At 70.2% G+C, this 23,681-nt stretch carries 24 protein-coding genes; 21 read left to right on the top strand and 3 right to left on the bottom strand.

The genetic code is table 11. The features are described 5' to 3' along the window. Positions 1-30 precede the first annotated feature (30 nt). The 12 genes from ACFFIO_RS15635 to ACFFIO_RS15580 all read left to right on the top strand — a co-directional run bounded on the left by ACFFIO_RS15635 (position 31) and on the right by ACFFIO_RS15580 (position 9,133). Positions 31-492 carry a flagellar hook assembly protein FlgD gene (locus ACFFIO_RS15635; protein ID WP_378043250.1) on the top strand — a complete coding sequence of 154 codons (462 nt, stop codon included), beginning with the start codon at positions 31-33 and terminating at the stop codon, positions 490-492. Positions 493-559: 67 nt separating this feature from the next. Continuing rightward, positions 560-1,744, top strand: coding sequence for a flagellar hook protein FlgE (locus tag ACFFIO_RS15630; RefSeq protein ID WP_378043248.1), 1,185 nt, complete (start codon positions 560-562; stop codon positions 1,742-1,744). A 106-nt stretch (positions 1,745-1,850) separates the two neighbouring features. Beyond that, positions 1,851-2,183, top strand: a complete 333-nt coding sequence (locus ACFFIO_RS15625) for a flagellar FlbD family protein (protein ID WP_378043246.1) — start codon at positions 1,851-1,853, stop codon at positions 2,181-2,183. A 3-nt stretch (positions 2,184-2,186) separates the two neighbouring features. Then, positions 2,187-3,074 (top strand): motility protein A, encoded by an 888-nt coding sequence (locus ACFFIO_RS15620; RefSeq protein WP_378043244.1) that lies wholly within the window; start codon positions 2,187-2,189, stop codon positions 3,072-3,074. Continuing rightward, a complete protein-coding gene (locus ACFFIO_RS15615; RefSeq protein ID WP_378043242.1) occupies positions 3,075-3,890 on the top strand; it encodes a flagellar motor protein MotB in 816 nt (271 codons plus the stop codon). Between the two features lie 70 nt (positions 3,891-3,960). After that, a complete protein-coding gene (locus tag ACFFIO_RS15610) occupies positions 3,961-4,908 on the top strand; it encodes a flagellar motor switch protein FliM (RefSeq protein ID WP_378043240.1) in 948 nt (315 codons plus the stop codon). Further along, on the top strand, positions 4,905-5,627 hold the full coding sequence (locus ACFFIO_RS15605; protein WP_378043238.1) for a FliM/FliN family flagellar motor switch protein: 723 nt from the start codon (positions 4,905-4,907) through the stop codon (positions 5,625-5,627). Before ACFFIO_RS15610 ends, ACFFIO_RS15605 begins: the two co-directional genes overlap by 4 nt. Position 5,628: 1 nt before the next feature. Next, positions 5,629-6,084, top strand: a complete 456-nt coding sequence (locus tag ACFFIO_RS15600; RefSeq protein WP_378043236.1) for a FliO/MopB family protein — start codon at positions 5,629-5,631, stop codon at positions 6,082-6,084. Continuing rightward, entirely contained in the window at positions 6,081-6,947 is an 867-nt protein-coding gene (fliP, locus tag ACFFIO_RS15595; protein WP_378043235.1) for a flagellar type III secretion system pore protein FliP, read from the top strand. Before ACFFIO_RS15600 ends, fliP begins: the two co-directional genes overlap by 4 nt. Before the next feature lies 1 nt (position 6,948). Continuing rightward, the gene (gene fliQ / locus ACFFIO_RS15590; RefSeq protein ID WP_378043234.1) at positions 6,949-7,221 is read left to right on the top strand and encodes a flagellar biosynthesis protein FliQ; all 273 of its coding nucleotides are present in this window, start codon (positions 6,949-6,951) and stop codon (positions 7,219-7,221) included. Positions 7,222-7,233: 12 nt separating this feature from the next. Next, positions 7,234-7,995 carry a flagellar biosynthetic protein FliR gene (locus ACFFIO_RS15585; protein ID WP_378043232.1) on the top strand — a complete coding sequence of 254 codons (762 nt, stop codon included), beginning with the start codon at positions 7,234-7,236 and terminating at the stop codon, positions 7,993-7,995. A gap of 31 nt (positions 7,996-8,026) precedes the next feature. Beyond that, positions 8,027-9,133 carry an EscU/YscU/HrcU family type III secretion system export apparatus switch protein gene (locus ACFFIO_RS15580; RefSeq protein ID WP_378043230.1) on the top strand — a complete coding sequence of 369 codons (1,107 nt, stop codon included), beginning with the start codon at positions 8,027-8,029 and terminating at the stop codon, positions 9,131-9,133. Positions 9,134-9,242: 109 nt separating this feature from the next. Here the strand turns inward: ACFFIO_RS15580 and ACFFIO_RS15575 are convergent, their stop codons facing one another. Beyond that, a complete protein-coding gene (locus tag ACFFIO_RS15575) occupies positions 9,243-10,229 on the bottom strand; it encodes a hypothetical protein (protein WP_378043228.1) in 987 nt (328 codons plus the stop codon). Positions 10,230-10,432: 203 nt separating this feature from the next. Continuing rightward, positions 10,433-11,038: a hypothetical protein gene (locus tag ACFFIO_RS15570; protein ID WP_378043227.1), complete on the bottom strand. Its 606-nt coding sequence runs from the start codon at positions 11,036-11,038 to the stop codon at positions 10,433-10,435. A gap of 250 nt (positions 11,039-11,288) precedes the next feature. On the opposite strand from ACFFIO_RS15570, the gene ACFFIO_RS15565 reads away from it, so the two are divergent. The 8 genes from ACFFIO_RS15565 (at position 11,289) to ACFFIO_RS15530 (ending at position 20,324) form a co-directional block, all read left to right on the top strand. After that, a complete protein-coding gene (locus tag ACFFIO_RS15565) occupies positions 11,289-13,343 on the top strand; it encodes a flagellar biosynthesis protein FlhA (RefSeq protein ID WP_378043225.1) in 2,055 nt (684 codons plus the stop codon). Further along, complete coding sequence (locus tag ACFFIO_RS15560; protein WP_378043223.1) at positions 13,330-14,598, top strand: hypothetical protein; 1,269 nt, start codon at positions 13,330-13,332, stop codon at positions 14,596-14,598. Before ACFFIO_RS15565 ends, ACFFIO_RS15560 begins: the two co-directional genes overlap by 14 nt. A 49-nt stretch (positions 14,599-14,647) precedes the next feature. Beyond that, positions 14,648-15,175 carry a hypothetical protein gene (locus ACFFIO_RS15555; protein ID WP_378043221.1) on the top strand — a complete coding sequence of 176 codons (528 nt, stop codon included), beginning with the start codon at positions 14,648-14,650 and terminating at the stop codon, positions 15,173-15,175. Positions 15,176-15,269: 94 nt separating this feature from the next. Further along, on the top strand, positions 15,270-15,695 hold the full coding sequence (locus tag ACFFIO_RS15550) for a hypothetical protein (RefSeq protein WP_378043220.1): 426 nt from the start codon (positions 15,270-15,272) through the stop codon (positions 15,693-15,695). 108 nt (positions 15,696-15,803) lie between these two features. Further along, a complete protein-coding gene (tsaD, locus tag ACFFIO_RS15545) occupies positions 15,804-16,958 on the top strand; it encodes a tRNA (adenosine(37)-N6)-threonylcarbamoyltransferase complex transferase subunit TsaD (protein ID WP_378043218.1) in 1,155 nt (384 codons plus the stop codon). Between the two features lie 88 nt (positions 16,959-17,046). After that, positions 17,047-17,550, top strand: a complete 504-nt coding sequence (locus tag ACFFIO_RS15540) for a hypothetical protein (RefSeq protein ID WP_378043216.1) — start codon at positions 17,047-17,049, stop codon at positions 17,548-17,550. Between the two features lie 156 nt (positions 17,551-17,706). Continuing rightward, a complete protein-coding gene (locus ACFFIO_RS15535) occupies positions 17,707-19,023 on the top strand; it encodes a hypothetical protein (RefSeq protein WP_378043214.1) in 1,317 nt (438 codons plus the stop codon). Between the two features lie 281 nt (positions 19,024-19,304). Next, a complete protein-coding gene (locus ACFFIO_RS15530) occupies positions 19,305-20,324 on the top strand; it encodes a hypothetical protein (protein ID WP_378043213.1) in 1,020 nt (339 codons plus the stop codon). Here ACFFIO_RS15530 and ACFFIO_RS15525 read toward each other — a convergent pair. Continuing rightward, positions 20,321-21,541, bottom strand: coding sequence for a glutamate--cysteine ligase (locus ACFFIO_RS15525; protein ID WP_378043211.1), 1,221 nt, complete (start codon positions 21,539-21,541; stop codon positions 20,321-20,323). The genes ACFFIO_RS15530 and ACFFIO_RS15525 overlap by 4 nt on opposite strands. 116 nt (positions 21,542-21,657) lie before the next feature. Between ACFFIO_RS15525 and ACFFIO_RS15520 the strand changes: the two genes are divergently transcribed. Further along, complete coding sequence (locus tag ACFFIO_RS15520; RefSeq protein ID WP_378043210.1) at positions 21,658-23,625, top strand: glycoside hydrolase family 3 N-terminal domain-containing protein; 1,968 nt, start codon at positions 21,658-21,660, stop codon at positions 23,623-23,625. The last annotated feature ends 56 nt before the right edge of the window (positions 23,626-23,681 follow it).

The following is a 23,681-nucleotide window of genomic DNA, read 5'->3' as shown; positions in this document are numbered from 1 at the left end:
GAAACGAACACCGACGCGAAGGAGCCACGGATGCCAGACGCCATTGCCCCGGCAGCCACCGGCGCACCGACCACCACCCTGGATGCCGCGCGCCAGGCGGCCACCACGGCCACCGGCCCCAAGCAGGAGCTGGACGGCGAGGTGTTCCTCAAGCTGCTCGTCACCCAGCTGCAGAACCAGGATCCGTCCTCGCCCATGGACACCAACCAGATGGTGTCCCAGGCCGCGCAGCTGTCCATGACGGAGACCATGAACGGGATCGCCGAGACCCTGAAGTCCCAGACTGCCGCGAGCTCCATGTCCACCGCCGCCGCGCTGATCGGCCAGGACGTCCAGTGGCTGGACCCCGGGACCCTGGAGCAGACCTCCGGGACCGTGACCGGCGCCCTGTTCCAGGACGGGGAGACCCGGCTGGAGATCGCCGGCTCGGACACCACCGTGACCCTGGCGCAGATCACCGCGCTCGCGGCCCGCGCCACCGACGACGACTGACCCCTTCCCTCCACCCGTCACACCACCCGCCGAACCACCCGCAGGACATCATCAGGAAGGCATCACCATGCTTCGTTCACTGAACACCGGCGTCTCCGGCATGAGCGCCCACCAGCAGATGCTGGACGTCACCGCCAACAACATCGCCAACGTCAACACCACCGGCTTCAAGGCCGGCACGGTCACGTTCCAGGACACCCTGTCCCAGATGACCCAGAACGCCGGCGCCCCCGGCACCGGCCTCGGTGGCACCAACCCCGCCCAGGTGGGCCTCGGCGTGCGCACCGCCGCCGTCACCACGGACCACGGCATCGGCGCCATGATGAACACCGGCAAGGCCACCGACCTGATGATCGGCGGCGAGGGCTACTTCGTGGTCTCCAAGGGCGGCGAGCAGCTGTTCACCCGCGCCGGATCCTTCAACCTGGATGCCGCCGGCAACCTCGTCACCCCGGACGGCGCGCAGCTCAACGGCTGGATCGCGGACGCCGCCGGTAACGTGCAGGCCGGCGCCGGCGCCCAGCCGCTGACCATCGACGCCATGGCCACCGCCCCCGCCCGCGCCACCACGGCGGCGCAGCTCGGCGGCAACCTGCCCGGCGACGCCCAGGCCGGCGACGACGCGCTGGTGCGCGAGGTGACCGTCTACAACAACCTCGGCATTGCGAGCCAGCTGACCCTGACCTTCACCCCGGCCGGTAACCGTTCCTGGAACGTCACGCAGGGAACCGACGGATCGGGCCCGGCACTCGGAACGGTGTCCTTCGATGAGAACGGCCAGCTGACCAGCGGCGACACCCTCACCGCCGACGGCGTCGCCGTGAACGTCTCCGCCCTGACCGGCTACGCCGGCATGCAGACCGCCACGTTCACGGGCCAGGACGGCGCCGCCGCGGGCACGATCGTGGGCTTCTCGATCGCCCAGGACGGCACCATCAACGGCACCTTCTCCAACGGGGACATGCGCGCCGTGGGCCAGGTGGCCATCGCCTCCTTCGACAACCCGGCCGGCCTGGAGAAGGTGGGCTCCTCCGCCTTCCGCGCCACCGTCAACTCCGGCGTGCCGACCCTCGGCGCCCCCGGCGACGACGGCTTCGGCGCACTGGCCGCCGGCACCCTGGAGGGCTCCAACACGGACCTGTCCAAGGAGTTCACCAACCTGATCATGGCCCAGCGCGGCTTCCAGGCCTCCGCCCGGATCGTGACCACCTCGGACGAGGTCCTCTCCGAGCTGACCAACCTGAAGCGCTGACCCAGCTGAATCACTGACCGTCCGGGACGAAAAATCGGCGGCCGGCTGACCGATAACCACTGCAGAACACTGCAGAACACTGCGGAACACTGCGGAAGGAGTGACCATGATCCTGTTGACCACCCTGCGGGGAGACCGCTTCGGGCTGAACCCCGACCTCGTGGAGGAGATCCGTGCCAACGGCACCAACTGCGTGGTCACCATGATCACCGGCCGGTCCTTCACCGCCGCCGAGGACGTGGACACCGTGCACCACATCCTCAACGAGCACCGGGTGGAGGTCCTGCGGCGGGCCTCCACCCCCGCTGACGCCGACGGTGACCCCGCAGGCGACGCCGCCGGCGACCCTGAAGCTGAGCCCGCTGAATCCGCCGGCGGGCGCCCCCACCACGGTGAGCACCCCGACTACCTGACGCCCGTCCCCAGCAAGGAGCAGTAAGCCGTGGACCCCTTGATGATCATCGGCGTCATCGCCGCCTTCGCCTCCCTCTTCGTCATGGTGATCCTGGAGGGCGGGACCATCTCGTCCCTGTTCATCCTCGCCCCGATGATCATCGTGTTCGGCGGCACCATCGCCGTCTCGCTGATGGGCACCACCCTGGGCGACCTGAAGAACGTCGGCAAGATCTTCGGCTGGGCCTTCAAGGGCAGGCTCCGGTCCCCGCAGGAGGTGATCGACGAGGTCTCGGCCCTCTCCGCCAAGGCCCGCGGCGGCTCCCTGCTCGAGCTCGAGGCCGAGGCCGAGAAGACCGAGGACCCGCTGATCCGCTCGGCCATCACCGGCCTGGCGGACGGCCTGGACTCGGACGCCCTGGCCGACCTGCTGGAAGCCCAGAAGGGCACCCGGCAGAACGAGGTCATGACGGTCTCCAACTGGTTCTCCCAGATGGGCGGGTACGCGCCCACCATCGGGATCGTGGGCACCGTGGCCTCCCTGATCCACGTCATGGAGAACCTGGCGGAGCCCGAGAACATCGGGCACATGATCGCCGCGGCCTTCGTGGCCACGCTGTGGGGCCTGCTCACCGCCAACTTCTTCTGGCATCCCATCGCCACCCGCATCCGCCGGCTGTGCGAGCTCGAGCAGGCCAACATGGAGGTGATCGTGGAGGGCGCCCTGTCCATCCAGGCCGGGGTGAACTCCACCGCCCTCACGGACCGGCTGCACTCCCTGATCCCGGACTACCGCCTCGGCGCCTCCGGGAAGGGCAAGGGCAAGGGCAAGGGCACGGGCACGGCGGACCACGACGGCGGCGGCTCGGCTTCCAGCTCCACGCACCTCGGGACCGGGGCCACCTCCGGCAAGGGCAAAAAGTCCAAGGCGGCCTAGGTGGCCCGCCGACGCAAGGGGAAGGGTTCGATCGACGCCCCCCACATGGACGAACGCTGGGCCGTGTCCTACCTGGACATGATGACCGTGCTGTTCCTGACCTTCGTGGTGCTGTTCTCCATGTCCTCGATCGACGCGGGCAAGTACGAGCAGCTGAAGAACTCCTTGGCCAAGGGGTTCGGCCAGGAGGAGACCGAGCTGGATGACCGGGTGGCCGGGATCGAGGCCATGCAGGACGGGCCGGACCCCGACGAGCAGAACCCGGCCTCGGCGGAGGAACCCGGCGTGCCGCAGACCGCGGGGGAGAAGCTCGAGGACATTCAGGCCGGCGTGCAGGCCAACCTCACGCGCTCCGGCCAGGAGCGCGCCGTGGAGTTCGACCACGTCAACGGCGCCCTGGTGATCCGCATCCTCTCCGGCGAGACGATGTTCGATCCGGACGACGCGAGCCTGTCCGACTCGGCGACCACGCTGCTGGCCGGGATCACCCCCGTGATCGAGTCCGAAGGCGGGTCCGTGGCCGTGGAGGGCCATGCCGACTACCGCCAGCCGCTGAACTACGAGTCCAACTGGGAGCTCTCGGCGGACCGCGCCGTCCAGGTGGTCCGGCACATGGTGGACGCCCAGGGCTTTCCGCCGGAGCTGGCCTCGGCCACCGGGTTCGGCTCCACCCGCCCGATGGAGGGGCAGCGGGACATGCTGGACCGCAACCGGCGCGTGGACATCGTGGTGCAGACGCAGGATGACGCCGGAGCCGACGCGGGAGCGGACGCCGGAGCCGGCGGGGACGCTGTCGAGGAGGCCGACGAAACCTGACGGCCGGTCGTCCACCTCGGGCATAGGGATCTGCGAGAACAGGCAGCATCCCGCCTGAGAGGAGGAACCGATGGGTCCAGAGGACCTCACCACGGACGACATCATCGATCCGTTGACCGGGCAGTCCATCACGTCCGGGGAGATCGCGTCGTCCGCGCACTACCTCCCCTATGACTTCCAGCGTCCCACCACGCTGGCCCGTGAACACTCGCGCATCCTGGACGTGGCCTGTGACACCTTCGCTCGCCAGTGGTCCTCCCAGATGACCACCCGGCTGCGCACCAAGACGTCGGTGACCCCGGTGCTGGCCGTGCTGGCCACCTATGACACGTACACCGCCTCACTGCCGGCCACCACCTGCATGATGCTCCTGCACTTCGCCGGGATCGAGACCCGCGGCGTGCTGCAGATGCCCGTGGAGACGGCGGCCGACTGGGTGTCCCGCATGCTCGGCTCGGACGGCGAGTCCCTGCCCGCCAACCGGGACCTCACCGGGACGGAGATCGGCGTGCTGCGCCGCACCCTGTCCGGCGTCATGGAGGACCTGGCCTACTCGTTCACCGGCGTGCTGGACGCGGCCCCCGTGCCGGAACTGGGCGTGCACTACAACCCCGGCTTCGCCCAGGCCGCCGGCCCCACGGACCTGATGATCGTGGCCGCCTTCGTGGTCACCACCGGATCCGGCGCGCCCGAGAGCTTCACGCTGGCCCTGCCCGCGGACGTCATCCTGCCCCGGCTGGGCTCCTCCAACCCGGTGGACACCGAGCAGGACGCCCCGCGCCTGGCGATGGAGCAGCTCACCGCGACCCCCCTGGAGGTCCGGCTGGAGACGAACCCCCTGCCGATTAACTCCATGGACCTGCTCAAGCTCTCCGTGGGGGACATCCTGCCCCTGACCCACACCTCGAACCGCCTCTTCAACCTCACCGTGGACGGCCAGAGGCTGGCCACCGCCGTGGACGTGGTGGACGGATCCCGCAAGTACATGAAGATCGTTGAAACGGAGTTGGACCAGTGACCGATTCGAATGCCGCCCTGCCGCGCATGGACACCGTCACCAAGATCGTGTCCGCCACCGTGGCCGCCCTGCCGCTGGCCGGCCGGATCGAGACCCGCGCCGTGTCCGCCACGGAGCAGCTGCCGGCCACGGGCCAGCCGCTGGTCTTCCGCTCCGTCGGCTGGCCCGGCTCCGTGGTGGTCGGGCTGACCGCCGCCGCCCGGCTGCCCGACCTCGTGGCCGACGACCCGGGCGCGGCCCTGAAGCCCGCCATCGACTCCGGGCTCTCCACCGCCGGCGCGGTGGGCCCCTCCTCCGTGGAGCCCGCCCTGGCCGGGACCAACCCCTTCGCCGCCTCGCTGGGCGAGTCCGCCCCACAGCTGTTCGCCGTCACCGTTGACGGGGTCGACGCCCTCGTCCTGGCCGTGCGGGAGGGGGCCTCCTACGAGCGCCCGTCCCGCAACACCGCCGTGGACGAGGACTTCCTGCGCAACGTCCACCGCATCCGCGGCGTGGACATGGAGCTCTCCGTGGTGATCGGCCGCACCACCCTGACCGTGGCCGAGCTGCTGCGCATCAAGCCCGGACAGGTGCTCGAGCTGGACCGCGCCGCCGGCGCGCCGGCCGACGTGCTCGTCAACGGCCGCCACCTGGCCTCCGGCGAGGTCGTGGTCCAGGATCTGGACTTCGCCGTGAAGATCACCGCCATCCGGGACGAGAACGCCGAGGTCCTGGGCTGATATGGGTTTCGGCCAGATTCTGCAGGTCGTGCTGTCCCTGGGCATCGTCGCCCTGGCGCTCTACCTCTCCACCCGCCTCGCCCGGCGCCGTTTCGGCGCCGGGAGCGAGTCCGCGCTCCGCGTGGTCTCGCGTCAGGCGGTGTCCCGGACGCAGAACCTGGTCGTGGTGGAGGCCAACGGGCAGCGCCACCTCGTCGCCTTCACCGAGGGCGGGGCCCACACCGTGGACACGTGGGAGGCCCCCGAGCCGGTCCCCGCCACCGTTCCCGCCGCCACCGACCGCGCCACCACCTCACTCACCGGCCAGGCCGCGCACCGAGCCGAGGGCACCGGCCCAGCGGCCGCCGGTGGCTTCGCGGCCAAGCTCGCCGCCCTGACCGCCGGCACCCAGTGGTCCGGCCTGGGCGGGAACACCGGACCCGCCACCGGCCGACGCGCCGAGGGCACCCGGCCGTGAACCCCTCCGTCTCCCGGGTGTCTCGGGCGCCCGTCTCCCGCGTGCCCCGAGCACTCGGCGTGCTGGCCGCGGTGCTGCTGGCCGTCGTCGTGCTCTGGTGGCTGAGCGTGGCCGGCGCGGCGCCCGCCGCCGCGGACACGCTGGACCCGGCGCCGGACGGTGCCGGCGGCACGGGCGGTGCCGCCGACCAGGGTCTGAGCATCGAGATCAACGGCCCCGACGGCACCCCGTCCTCCTCCGTGCTGACCCTGCTGGGCCTCGGCGTGCTCATGGTGGCCCCGTCCCTGGTGCTGATGTGCACGTCCTTCACCAAGGTGTTCGTGGTGCTGGCCATGACCCGCAACGCGCTGGGCCTGAACACCACCCCGCCCACCCAGGTGCTCGCCGGGATCGCGCTGATCCTGACCATCTTCATCATGCAGCCGGTGATCGCCGAGATCATCGAGGTCGCCATCACCCCCTACGCGGACGGCGAGATCGTCTTCACCGAGGCCGTGGACCTGGCACAGGCGCCCCTGCGCGAGTGGATGCTGCCGCTCACCCGCGAGGAGGACATCGCCCTGATGACCCGGTCCGCGGGACTGGAGAACCCGGCCACGCCCGCGGACACCCCCCTGACCACGCTGATCCCGGCCTTCGTCATCTCGGAGCTGCGGGCGGCGTTCATCATCGGCTTCGTCATCTTCGTGCCGTTCCTCATCATCGACCTCGTGGTCTCCTCGGCCCTGATGTCCATGGGCATGATGATGCTCCCGCCGGTGATGGTGTCCCTGCCCTTCAAGATCCTGCTGTTCGTCCTGGTGGACGGCTGGGGCCTGATCATCAGCTCCCTGGTGGGCACGTACAACGGGGCGGGGGGCTGAGATGGACCAGAACGCCGTGGTGGACCTCGGGGTGCAGGCCCTGCTGATGGCCGCCAAGCTCTCCGCGCCGGTGCTGATCACCGCGCTCGCCGTGGGCCTGCTCATCGGCCTGCTGCAGTCCGCCACCCAGGTGCAGGAGATCACCCTGTCCTTCGTGCCCAAGGCGATCGCCGTGGCCATCGTGCTGGCGCTGTCCGGGTACTGGATGATCCAGGAGATGGTCACGTTCACGCAGTGGGCCTTCGACCAGATCCCGAACCTCATCAACGGTTGACCGGGGTCTGACATGGACGTCACCGTCGACATGGCGTGGCTGCAGGCCTACCTGCTGGTGCTGCTGCGGATCACGCTGTTCATCGCCATCGCCCCGCCGTTCTCCAACGCCTCCTTCCCCTGGCGCATCAAGGGGCTCGTGGCGTTCGGCCTCGCCGTGCCCTTCTCCTCACGGGTGGAGGTGCCCGACGGCGGCCTGGGCACCGGGGCGCTGCTGGCCGCCGGGACCGCGGAGGCGGCCACCGGTGCGGTGCTGGGCGTGCTGGTGATGGTGGCCTTCGGCGCCGTGGCCTCGGCCGGCTCCCTGATCGACCTCGCCTCCGGATTTCAGATGGCCACCGCGTACGACCCGGGCTCCATGGTCAACGGGGCCCAGTTCACCCGCCTGTTCCAGAACGGGGCGATCGCCCTGATGCTGGCCGGCGGGCTGCACATCCCCCTGTTCATGGGCCTGGGCACCTCCTTCGACGCCATCGCGCTCGGGACCCTGCCGGACATGTCCACGGCCGCCGCCGCGGTGGCCGCGGCGTTCACGGGGATGTTCGCCGCCGCCGCCCAGATCGCGGCACCGCTGATCGCGGTCCTGTTCCTGGCCGACGTCGGGCTCGGGCTGCTCACGCGCGTGGCGCCCACGCTGAACGCCTTCTCGCTGGGCTTCCCGCTGAAGATCCTCGTGACCCTGGCCTTCGGCGGCCTGGTGTTCGCCGCGCTGCCGACGGCCCTGGACCAGCTCAACGACTCCGCCCTGGAACTGATCCGGCGGGTCTCGGGATGAGGGGCCTTGTGAGGCGACGGGTGAGGCGGCGATGAGCTCCGAGGCCGGTGAGCGCACCGAGCAGGCCTCCGAGCGGCAGATGCGTGATGTGCGCAAGAAGGGCAAGCTCGGCCGCTCCGCGGAAGTGTCCGCGTGGGTGGTGGTGGCAGCCGTGGCGGTGATGATCCCGTTGACGCTGGTGTCCGCGCAGGCGGCGGCCACGGACGCGCTGTTCCAGGTGGGGCGCGCCGCCCGCTCGGGGGATCCGCAGGTGGCCCTGCAGGTGCTCGCCCAGGCCGGCGGGGCCCTGGGCGGGGTGCTGCTGCCGCTGCTGGCCGTGGCCATGCTCGCCGCCGTGGCCACCCCGTTCTTCCAGGGGCCCGTGACGTTCCGGTCCATGGCCCCGAAGTTCGACCACTTCAACCCCGTCTCCGCCGCGAAGAAGATCCTCGGCCCGCAGGCGTGGTGGAACGCGGCCAAGGCGCTCGTGAAGTCCGCGGCCGTGGGTGTGCTGATGTACTGGGTGATCCAGGCCGTGGCCACGAGCCTGATGGGCGCCGGACTGCTGCCCCTCGAGGCGGTCACCGGGATCGTGACGGGCTCGGCGCTGCAGCTGCTGTGGTTCTCCGTGCTGGCGGGGCTGGTGATGGCCGCGGCGGACGTGCTGGTGGTGGCCAAGCGCAACCGCAAGCAGACCCGCGTGACCAAGGACGAGGCCAAGCGCGAGCACAAGAGCTCCGAGGGGGACCCGCTGGTGAAGTCGCAGCGGCGTTCGCGGCAGCTGTCCATGTCCCGCAACCGGATGATCTCGGACGTCTCCAGCGCGGATGCCGTGGTGGTCAATCCCGTGCACGTGGCCGTGGCGCTGCGCTACAAGGCCGGGGACGCCGCCCCCGTGGTGGTGGCCGCCGGCAAGGGCGAGGTGGCCGCGCGCATCCGCGAACGGGCGGCCGAGGCCCAGGTGCCGCTCGTGAAGAACATCGACCTGGCGTGGATGATGCACGACCACTGCCGAGTGGGCGCCCCCGTGCCCACCGAGCTGTACGGGGCGGTGGCGATGGTCATCGCGTTCACCCTGAAGCTGGACGCCAAGCTGGTGCGCCGCCGCGCCGGGCGCATCCACGAGTTGAAGGACATCCGACTCCCCGAGTTCGAGTGATTCTCCGCCTGAACCTCCCAACTCTCCCCCTGAACATCACAACTGAGTAGCACGATTTGGCCCCCGATCCACGGCCCCGGGGCCAATCCGTGCAACCTCGTTGGAGGGGTCAGGGGCCGACGGTGAACGGCATCCACGACGACTGTCGCTGTTGGCGCTCTATGGCAGTGGTCAGACGGTAGATGAAGGCCTGCCACCCCTGGCGGGTGAAGACCGCGGAATCGACGCGGAGGGGTTCCCAGCCACGCGCCCGGATCTGTTCGTCCCGATGCATATCGGATCTGTATTGCTTCTCGAGCGTGAAGTGGTGATTGCCCTCGTATTGCAGGGCGATCCTCTGCTGCAGCAGGGCCAGGTCGATATCGCACTCCCATCCGTCGGCGAAGCGGATCCGCGGGTTGGTCGCGGGCTCGTCCCAGCCGCCGTCGACGATCTTCAGCCTGAGCCGTGACTCCGGCTCGGAGTCGACCCGCTCACGGAGCAGGTCCACGGCCAGGCGCAGTTTCCTGATACCCGGGGAACCCTTGCGTCGGCCCAAGACCTCGAGAATGGAGTCCTTGGTGGCCAGGGGGTTGGCGCCGATGTACTTCTGCGGCCGGGGGAATCCGTCGTCGCGCTGCAGGAGGGAGTCTCCAGCCGCGACCAGCTCTTCCACGGTCAGCCGCTGCGAAGCCAGATCGACCCAGGTCCATTCCGGCGAGGTGATGCGAAACCCGTCGATGTCCCGCACATCACGGACGCCGGCGCGGATGAAATGTCCCACCGCCCCTCGATATCGGGGGATCCCGGCCTTGCCCCGGACGCGGGACAGGTGCAGCTGCGTGGTCTGCATCCTCGCCGGCAACCACAGCCCCCACGTCTCGGCGGCGGTCTGGTGGCTGATGACGAGGGACGGATCCTGCCGGGAGAGCGTGCGTGCCAGTTCTGAATTGCTGACGTTGGCCGTGGCCGCTTCCAGGGGCGGGGGAGTGATGCGCAGCCGGTGAAACGGAATCTCCAGCCCGGACCGGTAGAGACGGTGGCGCGAGAGGCCGAGCTTTCGGCCCTCAGCCAGGGTGAAGATCTCCAGGGTGGGCTGCGCATCGGTTGGGCTCATACTCCCATTGACTGACACGGTGACCGATCGCCGAGGGCGGAGAGGGGCCAGCCGTGGACGAATCCGGGACCGTGGTCTCCTGTGCAGTGACGGACCGGGAGCGTGACCCTTCCACCGGCCCGTCAGCCCGACAACTGAGTCCCATGAATTGGCTTTGCTGACGCGTTCCAGGGGGCAATTCATGGGACTCAGTTGTAAGGGGGTCAGGAGGGGAGGCGGCCTTCGATGAGCTCCGCCGCCGCCGCGGACTGCGCCGGAGTGCATTCCCCGCCGTAGCCGGCCGAGTAGCCCTGGCCGTCCACCACGCCAGAGCGTTCGGCGCCCATCAGGTCCGCCATGCAGTCGGCCATGTGCTCGGTCCCGGAGGAGGTGCCGTGGGGGTAGATCCGGTCCATGTCCGACGCCAGGGCGTCGGCGTCGAAGCCGTAGGCGCGGTACTGCAGGATGTGCGCGCACTCGTGCAGGGCCACCGCCCGGGTGCCGGCGTGGTCTGTGGGCCACTGCAGCCCGACCTTGATGAACACGCTCGGGTCCTCGCTGCGGCCGGACAACGGGTGCCAGTCCACCGTGTAGCCCGCCTGCCCGCCCGAGCCCGCATGGACGGAGGTCGGCACGTCCGTGCACCACGGGGACATCAGCTGCCGGACCCGGCCGGCGGCCGAGGCTCTGTCCACCTCGGCGCGGTCCGCGGTGCCGCCCAGGGTCACCTGGGGTGGCCCGGCGGCCACGGGCGGCGTGGCGAAGGCGGGCAGGAACACCACCCCCAGAGCCGCGAGGGACAGCAGCAGCCACCGGGTCGTCCGAGCCATGGCTGGCCCTCCTCGCTGGCGGTCCAGCCGCCGCCGTCTGGCGCGGACCGGTCCGTCCGTCACCACGGTTATCCGCACGGAGGCGCCGCGATTTTCCACCCGCCGCGGCAAACCGGACCCCCGTGGTCCGCTCCCGGGCATAGGGGACCGCGGGGGAGACTCTGGGCCGGACGCCCCGCCTCCGCACCACCGCGCCCCGCACCCGCACCCGCACCACCGCAGCATCCCGCACCGAAGGAAGGCAGCCTCCGTGAACCTGGAGAAGCTCAAGCCGCTGGCCATGCCCATCGGCTTCGTGTTGATCGTGCTGCTGCTGATCGTCCCGGTGCCGGCACCGCTGCTGGACGTGCTGATCGTGGTGTCCATCTCGCTGTCCCTGGTGATCCTGCTGAACACCATGTTCGTCAAGAAGCCCCTGGACTTCTCGGTGTTCCCCTCGCTGCTGCTCGCCGCCACCATGCTGCGGCTGGGCATCAACGTGGCCTCCACCCGCCTGGTGCTGGGGGAGGCCCACGCCGGCCAGGTGATCGACGCCTTCGGCCAGGTGGCCGTGGGCGGCAACATGGTGATCGGCTTCGTGGTGTTCCTGATCCTGGTGATCATCCAGTTCGTGGTGATCACCAAGGGCGCCGAGCGCGTCTCCGAGGTCGGTGCCCGCTTCACCCTGGACGCCATGCCGGGCAAGCAGATGGCGATCGACGCGGACCTGGCCGCCGGCCTCATCACCGAGGACCAGGCCCGGACCCGGCGCGGGGAGGTCACGGCGGAGGCCGACTTCTACGGCGCCATGGACGGTGCCTCGAAGTTCGTCAAGGGCGACGCGATCGCGGGCATCATCATCCTGGTGATCAACCTCGTGGGTGGCGTGGTGGTCGGCATGATGATGCACGGCATGGACGCCATGGAGGCGCTGGAGACCTACGCGCTCCTGTCCATCGGCGACGGCCTGGTCACCATCATCCCGTCCGTGCTGATGGCCACGGCCACCGGCATGATCGTCACCCGGTCCACGGCGGACGACGACCTGGGCACCTCCACCACCAAGCAGCTCTCCCAGTTCTCCACCCCGCTCGTGGTGGCCGGCGTGGCCGCCATCGCCATGGGCCTGATCCCGGGCATGCCGCTGCTGACGTTCCTGATCCTCGGAGCGGCCCTGATCCTGGCGGGCCGGGCGGCCAGCAAGGCGCGCGCCCAGGAGGCGGAGGACGCCGAGAAGACCAAGGCGGCGGACGCCGTCCAGCCACCGAAGGATCCGGGCGCGGACCTGATCGCTCGCATGCGCACCTCCCCGGTGGAGGTGCACCTGGCCACGGACATCGTGGACCTGGCCAACGGCTCCCCGGATGACCTGGTGGCCCGCATCCGCGGGGTGCGCGAGCAGATGGCCCTCTCCCTGGGCCTCGTCATCCCGCAGGTCCGCACCCGGGACAACGTCGAGCTGCTCCCGGGCACCTACCGCATCCTGATCGCGGGCACCACCGCCGCCGAGGGGCAGGCCCCTGCCCGGCGGCTGCTCGCCCTCGGCGGGGACCTCGCGGCCCTGCCCGGCGCTCCCACCCGGGAGGCCGTGTTCGGACTGGACGGCAAGTGGATCCCGGAGGAGATGCGCACCACCGCCGAGATGGCCGGATCCGCCGTCTTCGACCGCACCACCGTGGTGACCACCCAGCTGGCCTCCGTGCTGGAGCGCCATGCCGCCCGGCTGCTCTCCCGCGCGGACGTGCAGACCATGCTGGACGCCGTGGCCGCCGACTCCCCGGAGACCGTGGAGGACGTGGTGCCCGCGCTGGTGCCCGCCTCCACCGTGCACCAGGTGCTGCAGGGCCTGCTGTCCGAGGGCGTGCCCATCAACGACCTGCCCCGCATCCTGGAGACCATCGCCCAGCGCGCCGGCACCTCCAAGGTGGTCGAGCACCTCGTGGAGGCCAGCCGGCTGGCGCTCGCCCCGGTGATCGCCGAGCGGGCGAGCCTGGACGGCGTACTGACGGCCGTCACCCTGGACCCCGTGTTCGAGCAGGGGCTGCTGGAGGGACTGCGCACCGGCCCGGAGGGCTCCACCATCACCGGTTCCCTGGACGTCTTCAACCGCCTGGCGGACGGGGTGCGTACCGCCGTGGCCTCCCGCGTGGCCGAGGGGGAGCAGCCCGTGCTCGTGTGCGGGGAGTCGCTGCGTGCCGACCTCGCCCGCAAGCTGGACTCCTGGTCCGTGGACGTGGCGGTGCTCTCCTACACGGAGGCGTCCTCGCAGCCCGGAATGACGGTGCGGACGGCAGCGACCGTGGGCGGCGACCGTGCGCTGGCCTAAGTCCGTCTTCGCGGACTCCCTCGAGGAGCTCGCCTCTGAGGCCGAGTTGCACTTCCGGCCTGGCACCACCTACTCCATCTACAGCCTCCGCGTGGAGGGAGACGAGGACCGCGTCACCTATCGCGCGGACGCCCTCCCGCCGCGGTCCCCGGGTACCAACCGGACGCGCTCCGCCCCGGGGGACGGGCGCACCCGGGTGGGCCGCAACCTCGGGCACGACGCCGGCCCCCAGACCGAGCCCGACGGCCACCGGACCACCGGTGGAGACACCGGCGGAGGCACCGGCGGACGCGTCGGCGGAGGCGTCGGTGCCCCTGCCGGCACGGCCACCCGGCCGATCGACGGGCGCATCGCCGAACCTGGAGCGGGCCCCCGCGCCGTCCGGCAAGGACAGGCCGATTCGCGCGGAGGGCAACCGGCAGGCCAGCCGGCCGCTGCCGGGGGACGCCACCGCGGTACTGCGGGACGCCCTCGGCCCACGGGCGCCGTGGGAGCCATCAACCCCGAGACCGTGACCGAGCTCCCCGGTTGGGCCCCCGAGGCCATCCCGGCGCAGGCGCTCCAGGCCGCCTACGGGCTGCTCATGGACGGCTCCGGCCCCGACGCCGAGGCCGGTCCCACCCCGGTCACCGGGCCGTCGACTGATCAGCCGGCCCAGCACCCGGCCCAGTACCCCGGCCTGCACCCGGACCCGCGCGGGACCGCGGCCGGACGACGGGGCGGGCCGGCCGGCGTCGTGCCCTGGTTCTCCACCGAGGACCCGGACCTGCGCGAGATGCTGGAGCACGCCTCGCCGCAGGCCGAGGGGCTGACCGCCGCGGCGGACACCGGCGATCCGGACGCCCCCCTGGACTCCTCGGGGCGCCGCCGCACCCGGCTGGTGTTCGCCGGGCTGCTGGATGACGCCGTCGAGGCGGCGGAGCGGGCCGGGCACCGGAGGTGGTCGGCGGCCGGCATCCTCAACGGGGGACGGCCCGGGGCCACCGTGGTCTGCTACGGACTCGGCGACGGCTCCGACGTGGGCACGCTGGCCCAGGGCCTGTACCGCTACGCGCCGATGCATCTGGTGCTGGCCGTGGACCCCTCGCGCAAGCATGCCGACACCCAGGCCTGGGTGGGTCAGCTGGCGAAGGTGATCGGGCCGGCGTCGTACGTGGCCGTGCCGCGTACCGTGACGGGCACCCCGGCCACCGTCCGGGACCTGGGCTACCGGCTCCACACGCCCTCCGAGGCCGCGGAGATCCTGCGCCGGTGAGCGCTGCGGAACCGGTGCAGAACCGACCGCTGAGCGTGGAGGTCTGCGCATGTCACAGGGTATGAACCGCAGTATGAACCGCACGCGGACCGAGTACCCCCAGGAGGCCACGGTGCACGACCTCCCTGCCCCTGACGATGTCTCCGGCGGGTTCCCCGGCAGCGCCTCGGGCGGCACCACGGAGACGTGGCAGGACATCGCCGGCCAGTACCGTGCGGACCACCGCGGACCCTACTCCGCGCTGGACGCGGTGGACGAGGTGCTGCTGGAACTGGCCGAGGCCCTGTCCGACCGCGCGGCCCGTGAGACCCGCGCCGGCGAGCTGGCCCTGGCCCGCCGGACGCAGCGCTACCGGCGCCGCGTGCACGAGCTGTACTCGCTGTCCGAGACCGTCTCGCAGGCGCAGATCGCCGCGTCCGCCCTGGAGCTGGGCGCCCCCGCCTGGCTGTACGAGGGGGAGGACGGCCGCGCCTGGCACCGGGAGATCGTGGCCCTGAACGACTATGCATCCTGGTCCGTCGGTGTCTATGGTGGTTCCGACGCTGGCGAGTGGGACACCGCCGGCCCCGACCTCTGAGGACGTATAGCACGGATCGTCTGATCTGTCGATGGGTAGAGGTCCCCATCACCGCCGGTGGCGGGCGTACGGCGTGCTCCCTAGCGTGGAGAGCATGTGGAAGAACGCCGAGATCGCCTGGGGTGGAGTGACCGTCCTGGACGGCACCCCGGCGGAATCCACCACCCTTCTCGGCTCCGTCTCCGGGCTGCTGGACGTCCCCGCCGGCGTGAGCGTGGACGTCCACGGCGTGCTCGAGGACGCCGTGATCTCGGGCCCCGGCACCGTGCGCGTCAGCGGGCTGATCGCCGAGCTGGTCCGGCTGGGCTCCGGTGAGGTGCTCGCCAGCGTCGGCTCCGTCCTGGCCCCGTGTTCGGCCGAGGGTGCGTGGCGCGTGCTGCAGCCCTGTGGCACCTGGACCGAGACGGCCGAGCTGGTCTTCCCGACGCCGGCCGTGGACTCCGCCGCCGCCCTCGCCTCCGGCCTCGGTGCCGGTGAGCTGGCCGTCGACCTCCGGTGGTGCCCGGTTCCCCGCGACTGAGGCTGCCTCTCCCCTCATGGAAGCGGTCACTGTCGAACCGCCCGGTGCGTGTCCCGACGTGTAGCGATCTCGCGATAGGCGGAGCCGGGCGCTCGTAGAATGGAGCGCATGCCTGCCTCCACCGCACCCCTCGTCCTCGGCATCGAATCCTCCTGCGACGAGACCGGCTTCGGGATCGTGCGCGGCACCGAACTCCTGGCCAACGCCGTGGCGTCCTCCATGGAGGAGCACGTCCGCTTCGGAGGCGTCATCCCCGAGATCGCGGCCCGAGCCCACCTCGAGGAGTTCCTCCCCACCCTGCAGCAGGCCCTGGACACCGCCGGGGTCACCCTGGACGATCTCGACGCGATCGCCGTGACCTCCGGCCCCGGGCTGGCCGGCGCGCTGATGGTCGGGGTGGCCGGCGCGAAGGCCCTGGCCCTGGCCGCCGGCAAGCCGCTCTACGGCCTCAACCACCTGGTCGCCCACGTCGGCGTGGGCGTGCTGGACGAGGTGCGGACCGCGGTACCGCCGGCCGCCAGCGGGGCCCGGCCGGCCGGCGTCGTGCTCTCCCCGGAACCGACCGGGCTCCCGGAGAGCCTCGGTGCCCTGCTGGTCTCCGGCGGGCACACCGAGATCCTGCAGGTCAACCGCCTCACCACGGACGTCACGCTGCTCGGCTCCACCATCGACGACGCCGCCGGCGAGGCCTATGACAAGGTCGCCCGGCTCCTGGGCGCCGGCTACCCGGGTGGACCCGTGATCGACCGGCTGGCCCAGCAGGGCGATCCGAAGGCCTTCCGCTTCCCGCGAGGACTCAGCGCTCCGAAGTTCGTGGGCAGTGCGGAAGAGCCAGGCAAGCACCGCCACAACTGGTCCTTCTCCGGGCTGAAGACCGCCGTGGCCCGGTGCGTCGAGCAGTTCGAGGCCGCCGGGGTGCCGGAGGAACAGATCCCGACGGCGGACATCGCCGCGTCCTTCCAGGAGGCGGTCGCGGACGTGATCACCGCCAAGGCGGTCCGCGCCTGCACGGAGCACGGCATCACCCACCTGCTGCTCGGTGGGGGAGTGGCCGCCAACTCCCGGCTGCGCTCGCTGCTGGCCGAGCGATGCGCGGACGCCGGGATCGGGCTGACGGTGCCGCCAGTGCGGCTCTGCACGGACAACGGGGCCATGGTCGCCGCGCTCGGGGCACAACTCGTGGCCGACGGGGTGGCACCGTCCAGCCTGGACTTCGCGGCGGACCCCGGCCAACCGGTGGAGAGCATCTCGCTGGTGGCCTGAGCGGCGCGGGGATGGGGAGTTCTCCCCATTGTTGCCCCTTACCGGGGCCTCCTAGTCTGGAGGAGACGAGGAAGGGTGGCGCTCGCACATGAGTTCCTACTGGATTGATCTGGACGGATGCCAGCAGGTCATCAATGACCTTGAGGGGATCCTCTCCAACGACAACAAGCATTTCACTGGCCTGGACGTGGACAAGGACTCAGTGGACACCGGGACCTACGGGACGGACGAGACCGACCAGGTCTTGGACAGCGCCAATCGGACCAATGCTGCCTACGACCGATTTTATGATGAGCAGTTGATTCCACACTACGAATCAATCGAAAGTGACATTCGCAGCCTCCTCGACGCCATGCGGGACGTGGTTGTCTACTACGCATCAGGGGATGCTGCGATGGCTGCTGATGCCGCCGGCGCGGAGCATGTATACCCGGAGTTCCGCACCGGGGGAGAACACGGTGAGGTGGACACCTCAAGGCCCACCCCCGAGGATCCCGATAACGGAGCATGGGAGTTCACGCCGCCTTCCGATGCCGAGACACCGGGTTCCTACAATCCCGAACCCTTCGCCATCGCCCATGATGCCCAATAGGGCAATGACGGATAAGGTGCCATGAGATTCGAGACCATACGTTGGCATGAGGCGTCAGTCCCTGACAACATCCTTCCTGAAGAGCATGACAACTTCGTGTCGTGGGCTGTTCCTCTACCGCCCTCCTCTCGCGTTGTCGTCGGTGCGGAAAGCACCATGGAAGCCGTCCGCAATACCCATGATGTCCTCATGGACGTCGTGCGCCAGTGGTCCCGCTTCAAGGACGTCTACGGGGGTGCTGACAAGGAAACGGTCTTCGAAGCCATGACGCCGGTGGCCGAGAAACTCGGTGGACTCCTACACGGTGCCGAGATCTTCGCCTCTGCGGCAACGACCTTTGACGCGGCCATCCAGACGCAACAGGGCAAGAAGGAGCCGTATGACTACTGGGCTCGGGGTTGGCTGACCCGCCTCTACGAGTATGACCGGGACAAGAACAAGGTCTATACCGGGGAATGGGACGAGGAAGACTACGTCCGGAAGCACGGCCAGACGCCTCCGGAACACCTCAAGGCCCTAGACCAGGAGCGTTACGAGCACCAGCAGACGGCCATCGACATCTACCTGACGATTGAAGAGGCCCGAAACGCTCTGGCCGATGCGGTATCAGCCATCGATCTGGACGAGCTGTCCAAGCTTGCTTATGTCAACCGGACCACGGCCCTGGACATTGTGGAAACGCCCGAGGAACTCTCGGTGCTCCTCCAAGGAAGCCATTTCTTCGGCGGGATCGACGGACTCTCGGAGGCCGACTACCTGAAGATCGCCGAATCCGTTCCGCTCGAAGACCTGCCCTACGACTACATGGACGCCGACGGCGTGAAGTGGTCCTACAACGAGGCAGGCGAGCTGGTCCGATCCGGCTCCGCGGAGGATCCCTACCTGACCTATGCGGTCCAGCTGGCGATCGCCCAGGACGAGGACTACAACGACATCGAACTCACCAATGTCACCGCCCCGGACGGTTCGTCGTTCGCGGATCCCCCGAACATGGTGGAGTACCTGGCGGCACAGGGTATCAACGTTGCCAGTGGGAAGATCGAGGGCGTGCCCAAGAGCGCGATCTTCGACGCCGCGTACAAGAGCATCGGCCTGGATGCTGCCGGCAAGAAGTTCTTCGACGTCAACGTCACCGTCATTACGGGTCTGGTGTCCAGCGGGTGGAACACCAAGGAGTTCGAGAAGGAGTTCTCGGAACAGAACCCGCTCCTCAGTGATGAACAGGTCACCACCCAGACTCGCCGGGTTCTTGCCCAGGAGATCTTGACGTTCATGGCCTCGGGCGCCGTCGACGCTGGAACGGCTGCCGGTGTCACTGCTCTGGGGGTGGGCGGTGTGCCCGGTTGGCTCCTCGTCACCCTGATCTCCTGGGGTGGTGGCCAGTTGACCACGGCGGTCATCGACGAGTCCTTCGACGAGACCTGGACCGAGGAAGAGCGCCAGAAGGCGTACGCCGAAGGGGACATCGTCTGATGGCCCTGTCCCTCCCACCGCGCTGGACCACGATTGCTCTTCCCGGGATGGACGTGGCGATGCTCCCACGTGTCGAAGGACGGCCGCTTCGGCCGACCCTCATGGTGTTCCGATGGGGCGAAGGTCAGGGAATCGGCTCTCGCCTCGACCTCCGCCGTGCTCGAGGCCACGATGCGTGGCCCGTTGGTACGGACCACTGGCGCGAGGGGGCTTGGTTCGGGCTCCGATTCCTGCGTGTCTCCACCGTTCACGAGTCTTCGGCTGCGGCAGAGATCCGCTGGATGCTCTGGCCGGACACGGACGGTACCGGTTCGGCCACGGTGGATGTCTGGAATCACGACCCGGTCCTGTGCCTCATCGCTACCGTGGGGCTGGAGGACCTGCCCCTGATGGACGGCATCCTGGACACCCTCGTCGGGCGCATTCCCGAGGACTGGGAGCCTGCCGTGCCGCGGGGCGGTCCCGAGGACGAGTTCCTGCGCGTGGATGACAGGCCGGTAGCCGCCACCACCGGCGACCCCTCGGATGGCTTCGCCGAGTCGGACGGATGGGATGCGGTGCCGTTGGCCGTGATCCAGGATCCCCTGCTGGAGTTGCTCCGCCATCACCCCGAAGGCAAGTCCTGGGGACGTCTGGACTCCGAGGCCTCCCACCAAGCCACAGAGCTCGGTTTGGCCGACGCGGACGGGTTGCGTTGGGGACAGTGGGCATCACGGGTGGCCAGAATCCTCCAGGGGCCCGAAGACACCGCTAGTCTCACAGCGTTCAGCGGCGAGGGCCGGGAGGTTCGGCTCGAACTCTCACGCCGGGCGGATGCCACGGTGGTGGTCGTCCCGAAGGGGTGGTCGCCGGCTCGGATCGGAACGGTCTCGGCCACTCGCGGTGGTGAGATGATGTTCCGCGCCATGGGCGTCGTACCAGCCTTCTCCGGCCGACTCGAGCAGGAACTGGTCTCCCTCAGTGACCTGGTCCGGCGCTCCATGGACCCGGGGTATACGCTGCCAGCACCCCTGGCCGGTCATCAGCGCTGGCAAGACCTATGGGCCCACGAGGGGTTCGGCCTATGGCTCGTGGAGTCAGACCGTTCTCGAACTCCTGCGTCCGTCCTGCCTCTGATGATCCTGAACGCCGGTTCCCTGGGGACCTACCTGGTGACGCCCGCCGGTGCTGACGATGTGACGGTGCGCCCGATCCAAGGAGCCCAGCTCTTCACCTTGCTGATGCCCGATCTGGCGGGCTTCGTCCCGGGCCCCTATCAGCGTCAGTTGTTGCAGGGCACGGGACCCGAGACGGCATCCTAACCCTCGATCGACACCCGCGTCCGGGCCACCGCATCGGCGACGACCGCGCGGAGGGGAGCGCCGTCGTCGTGCGTCACGCCCGTGCCCGACGCCGGCCCGGCACCTTCCGCACTACCGGCACCGCTGGCAGTCTCCACCGCCGCAGCCACCCGCCGCTGGTGCGCCGCCGCGCCGCCGCCGGCGAGGATGTCCTCCACGCCGGCCAGCTCGGCCGAGCAGCCGAGGCGCTCGGCCACCGGTGCCAGCCGGGCCAGCTCGGCGCGCAGGTGCTCGGAGACGAGGGTCTCCTCGCCGGCCGCGTCCAGGATGATGATGGCGTCCTGGCCGTAGCGGGCGGCCCTCCACTTGTTCTCCTGCACGTGCCACGGCGGCATGGTGGGGATGGTGCCGCCGGCCTCCAGGGTGTCGGAGAAGTCCTGCACCAGGCACTGGGTCAGGGCGGCGATGGCGGCGAGCTCCTCGAGGGTGGCCACGCCGTCGCACACGCGCATCTCCACGGTGCCCAGCCGCGGCACGGCGCGCACGTCCCAGCGGCACTCGGTGACGTCGTCGATCACGCCGGTCTTGGTCAGGTCCGCCACGCACTGTTCGAACCCGGACCACTCACGGAACTGGAAGGGCAGTCCGGCCGTCGGCAGCTGCTGGAACATCAGGGTCCGCTGGGACTGGTAGCCGGTGTCCACGCCCGCCCAGAAGGGGCTGGAGGCGGACAGCGCCAAAAAGTGCGGCACGTAGTTCACGAGCCCGTCCACCACGGGCATGGCCTTGCGCACGTCATCCAGGCCCACGTGCACGTGCACCCCGTAGATCAGCATCTGCCGGCCCCACCACTGTGTCCGGTCGATCATCTTGCCGTAGCGGTCCGCCGGGGTGACCTGCTCCAGGGTCGGCTCCGCGAACGGGTGCGAACCCTGGCAGTACAGCTCCACGCCCATGGGTCCGGTGACCTGCTGGACGGTGCGGGCGGAGTCGCGCAGCTGCCCGATCCCCTCGGACACCGAGTGGCACACGTCCGTGACGAGCTCCACCGTGTTCAGCAGCAACTCCGGCTTGACGTGCGGGTGCTCCTGCCCGAGGTGCAGCTCCGCCTGGTCCGCGACTCCGGCCAGCACCTGGTCCGCGACCGGCTTCAGCGTGCCGTCGGTGGCGTCCACCAGTGCCAGCTCCCATTCGAGGCCCAGGGTGGACTGTTCGGACCGTGCGAAGGGAAGGTTCATGGACTCATCCTAGAACTCCAGACAGGGCTCTCACGGCCAGACAGACAGGTGAGGGACAGGTGAGAGATGAGCGGGGGGTGGGCTGAGGGCCTGGCAGGGATCCCTACGATGGTCAGGTGAAGACCTCATCCCGCCCGCGCCCGTCCGCCGCTGCCCCCACGGCTGTCCTGACCGCTGTCCTGGCCGCAGCACTGGCGCTCACCTCCTGCACCACGCCCGCCGGCCCGGACGGCAGCGGAGAAGGCACGACGCCGGCCCACGGCTCCGGCACGGACGGCACCGGGGGTGCCGGGGGTGCGGGTCAACCAGAACCGAGCGCCCTGGAGCTGGCGCTGGACGGTCCTTCGGCGGACCTGGAGGAGGCCGCGGCCGACGCCGTCGCCGGAATGGACACCGCCGAGAAGGCCGGGCAGGTCCTGGTCGGCCAGCTCGGGGCAGAGGGGACCGATCCGGCCTCGATCGAGGAGCTGAACCTGGGCGGGATCATCGTCATGGGAGACGCCGTCCCGGTGGCCGCGGACGGCACCCATGACGTGGAGGCCCTCAAGACGCGACTGGCCGAGACCCAGGAGGCGCTGAGTGCGAACCGGGACTGGACCGGGATCATCAGCGTGGACCAGGAGGGCGGGCTGGTGGCCCGGATCAAGGAGCCGCTGGCGGAGTGGCCCACGCCGATGAGCTACGGTGCCGCGGCCGCCGGGATGGCGGGTGCGCAGGGTGCCGACGGTGAGGACGGTGGCGAGGGCGAGGACGCCGCAGCCCAGCTCGCCACCGACGGCCACGCCCTGATGGGCGCCCAGTTGGCGGAGCTGGGTTTCACCCTGGACTTCGCGCCGAGCGTGGATGTGACGATCGGCGCGGGCGATCCGGCCATCGGGGCGCGGTCCTTCTCCTCCGACCCGGAGACCGTGTCCGCCCTCGGCACCGCGGCCACTGCCGGTCTGCTGCATGCCGGGGTGCTGCCCGCGCCGAAGCACTTCCCGGGCCACGGCTCCGTCACGGACGACTCCCACGTGACCGCCCCCGTGCAGGACGCCTCCGTGGCAGACCTGGAATCCCGTGACTGGCTGCCGTTCCAAGAGTTGCTGGGCGGGGACCAGTACACCCCGATGGTGATGATGGGGCACGTCATCGTGCCCGAGCTGGAGCCGGACGTCCCGTCCTCGGTGTCCGCTCCCGCTTATGAGGCCCTGCGCGGACTCGCGGTACCCGATTCTGCCGTGGATGGTGCGGCAAACGACGAAGCGGATGGTGCGGTGGACGGAGCGGCGGATGGCGCGGCGGACGGCACTCGGCCGGACGCCGAGCCGTACGACGGCGTCGTGGTGACCGACGCACTGAACATGGGCGCCCTCGTGGAACGCTACGGCGCGAACGAGGCCCCGGTCCGGGCGCTGGCGGCCGGCGCCGACCTGCTGCCGATGCCCTCCGACCTGCCGGGGGCCCGGGACGCCCTGGTCGAGGCGGTGGACGCCGGCGAGGTCCCGGCCGAGCGCCTGGACGAGGCCGCCGAGCGGGTGGTGACCATGCTGATGTGGCGGGATCACCTGGCCCAGGAACTCGAGGAGGCGACGGACGAGGAGAAGGAGCAGGCCGGCGTCGGGACCATGAATGGGACAAGGAACGGGACAGAAGGCGGGGCTGATAACGGGACAGGAAACGAGACTGGGGCCGACCCGGAGCAGGTCTCCCGGGACCTGTCCGCGGCGGCCATCACCGTGGTGGACGGCGCCTGCGGCACACCGCTGGTGGAGGACTCCCTGCAGATCAGCGGCGGCAACGAGATCGACCGCGCCCGGCTGGCCGAAGCCGCTGAGGCCGCCGGGCTCACGGTGGGCGCCGGCCCCGTGGTGGCCCTCGTCGGCAGCGCTCGCGGGTCCGGGCAGGGGGACGTGGTGGTCGCCCTGGACGCGCCGTTCGGCCTGGCCACCTCCTCGGTGCCCGACGGCGGCGCGAGGGTCGCGCTGTACGGCCGCACTCCCGGGGCATTCGAGGCGCTGGTGGCCGTCCTGACCGGCGAGGCCGAGGCGCCCGGGGCGTTGCCCGTCCAGGTGGGGGACTGGCCCGCCGGGACCGAATGCTGAGTGAGATCTGCGTCACTTCTCGACATGTATCCGCAATAAGCGACGGAGTGCGTGAC

Source organism: Citricoccus parietis (assembly GCF_042433045.1).
Classification (GTDB): domain Bacteria; phylum Actinomycetota; class Actinomycetes; order Actinomycetales; family Micrococcaceae; genus Citricoccus; species Citricoccus parietis.
Note: the sequence above shows the minus strand (reverse complement) of the source record. Positions and strands in the feature narration are given on the sequence as shown.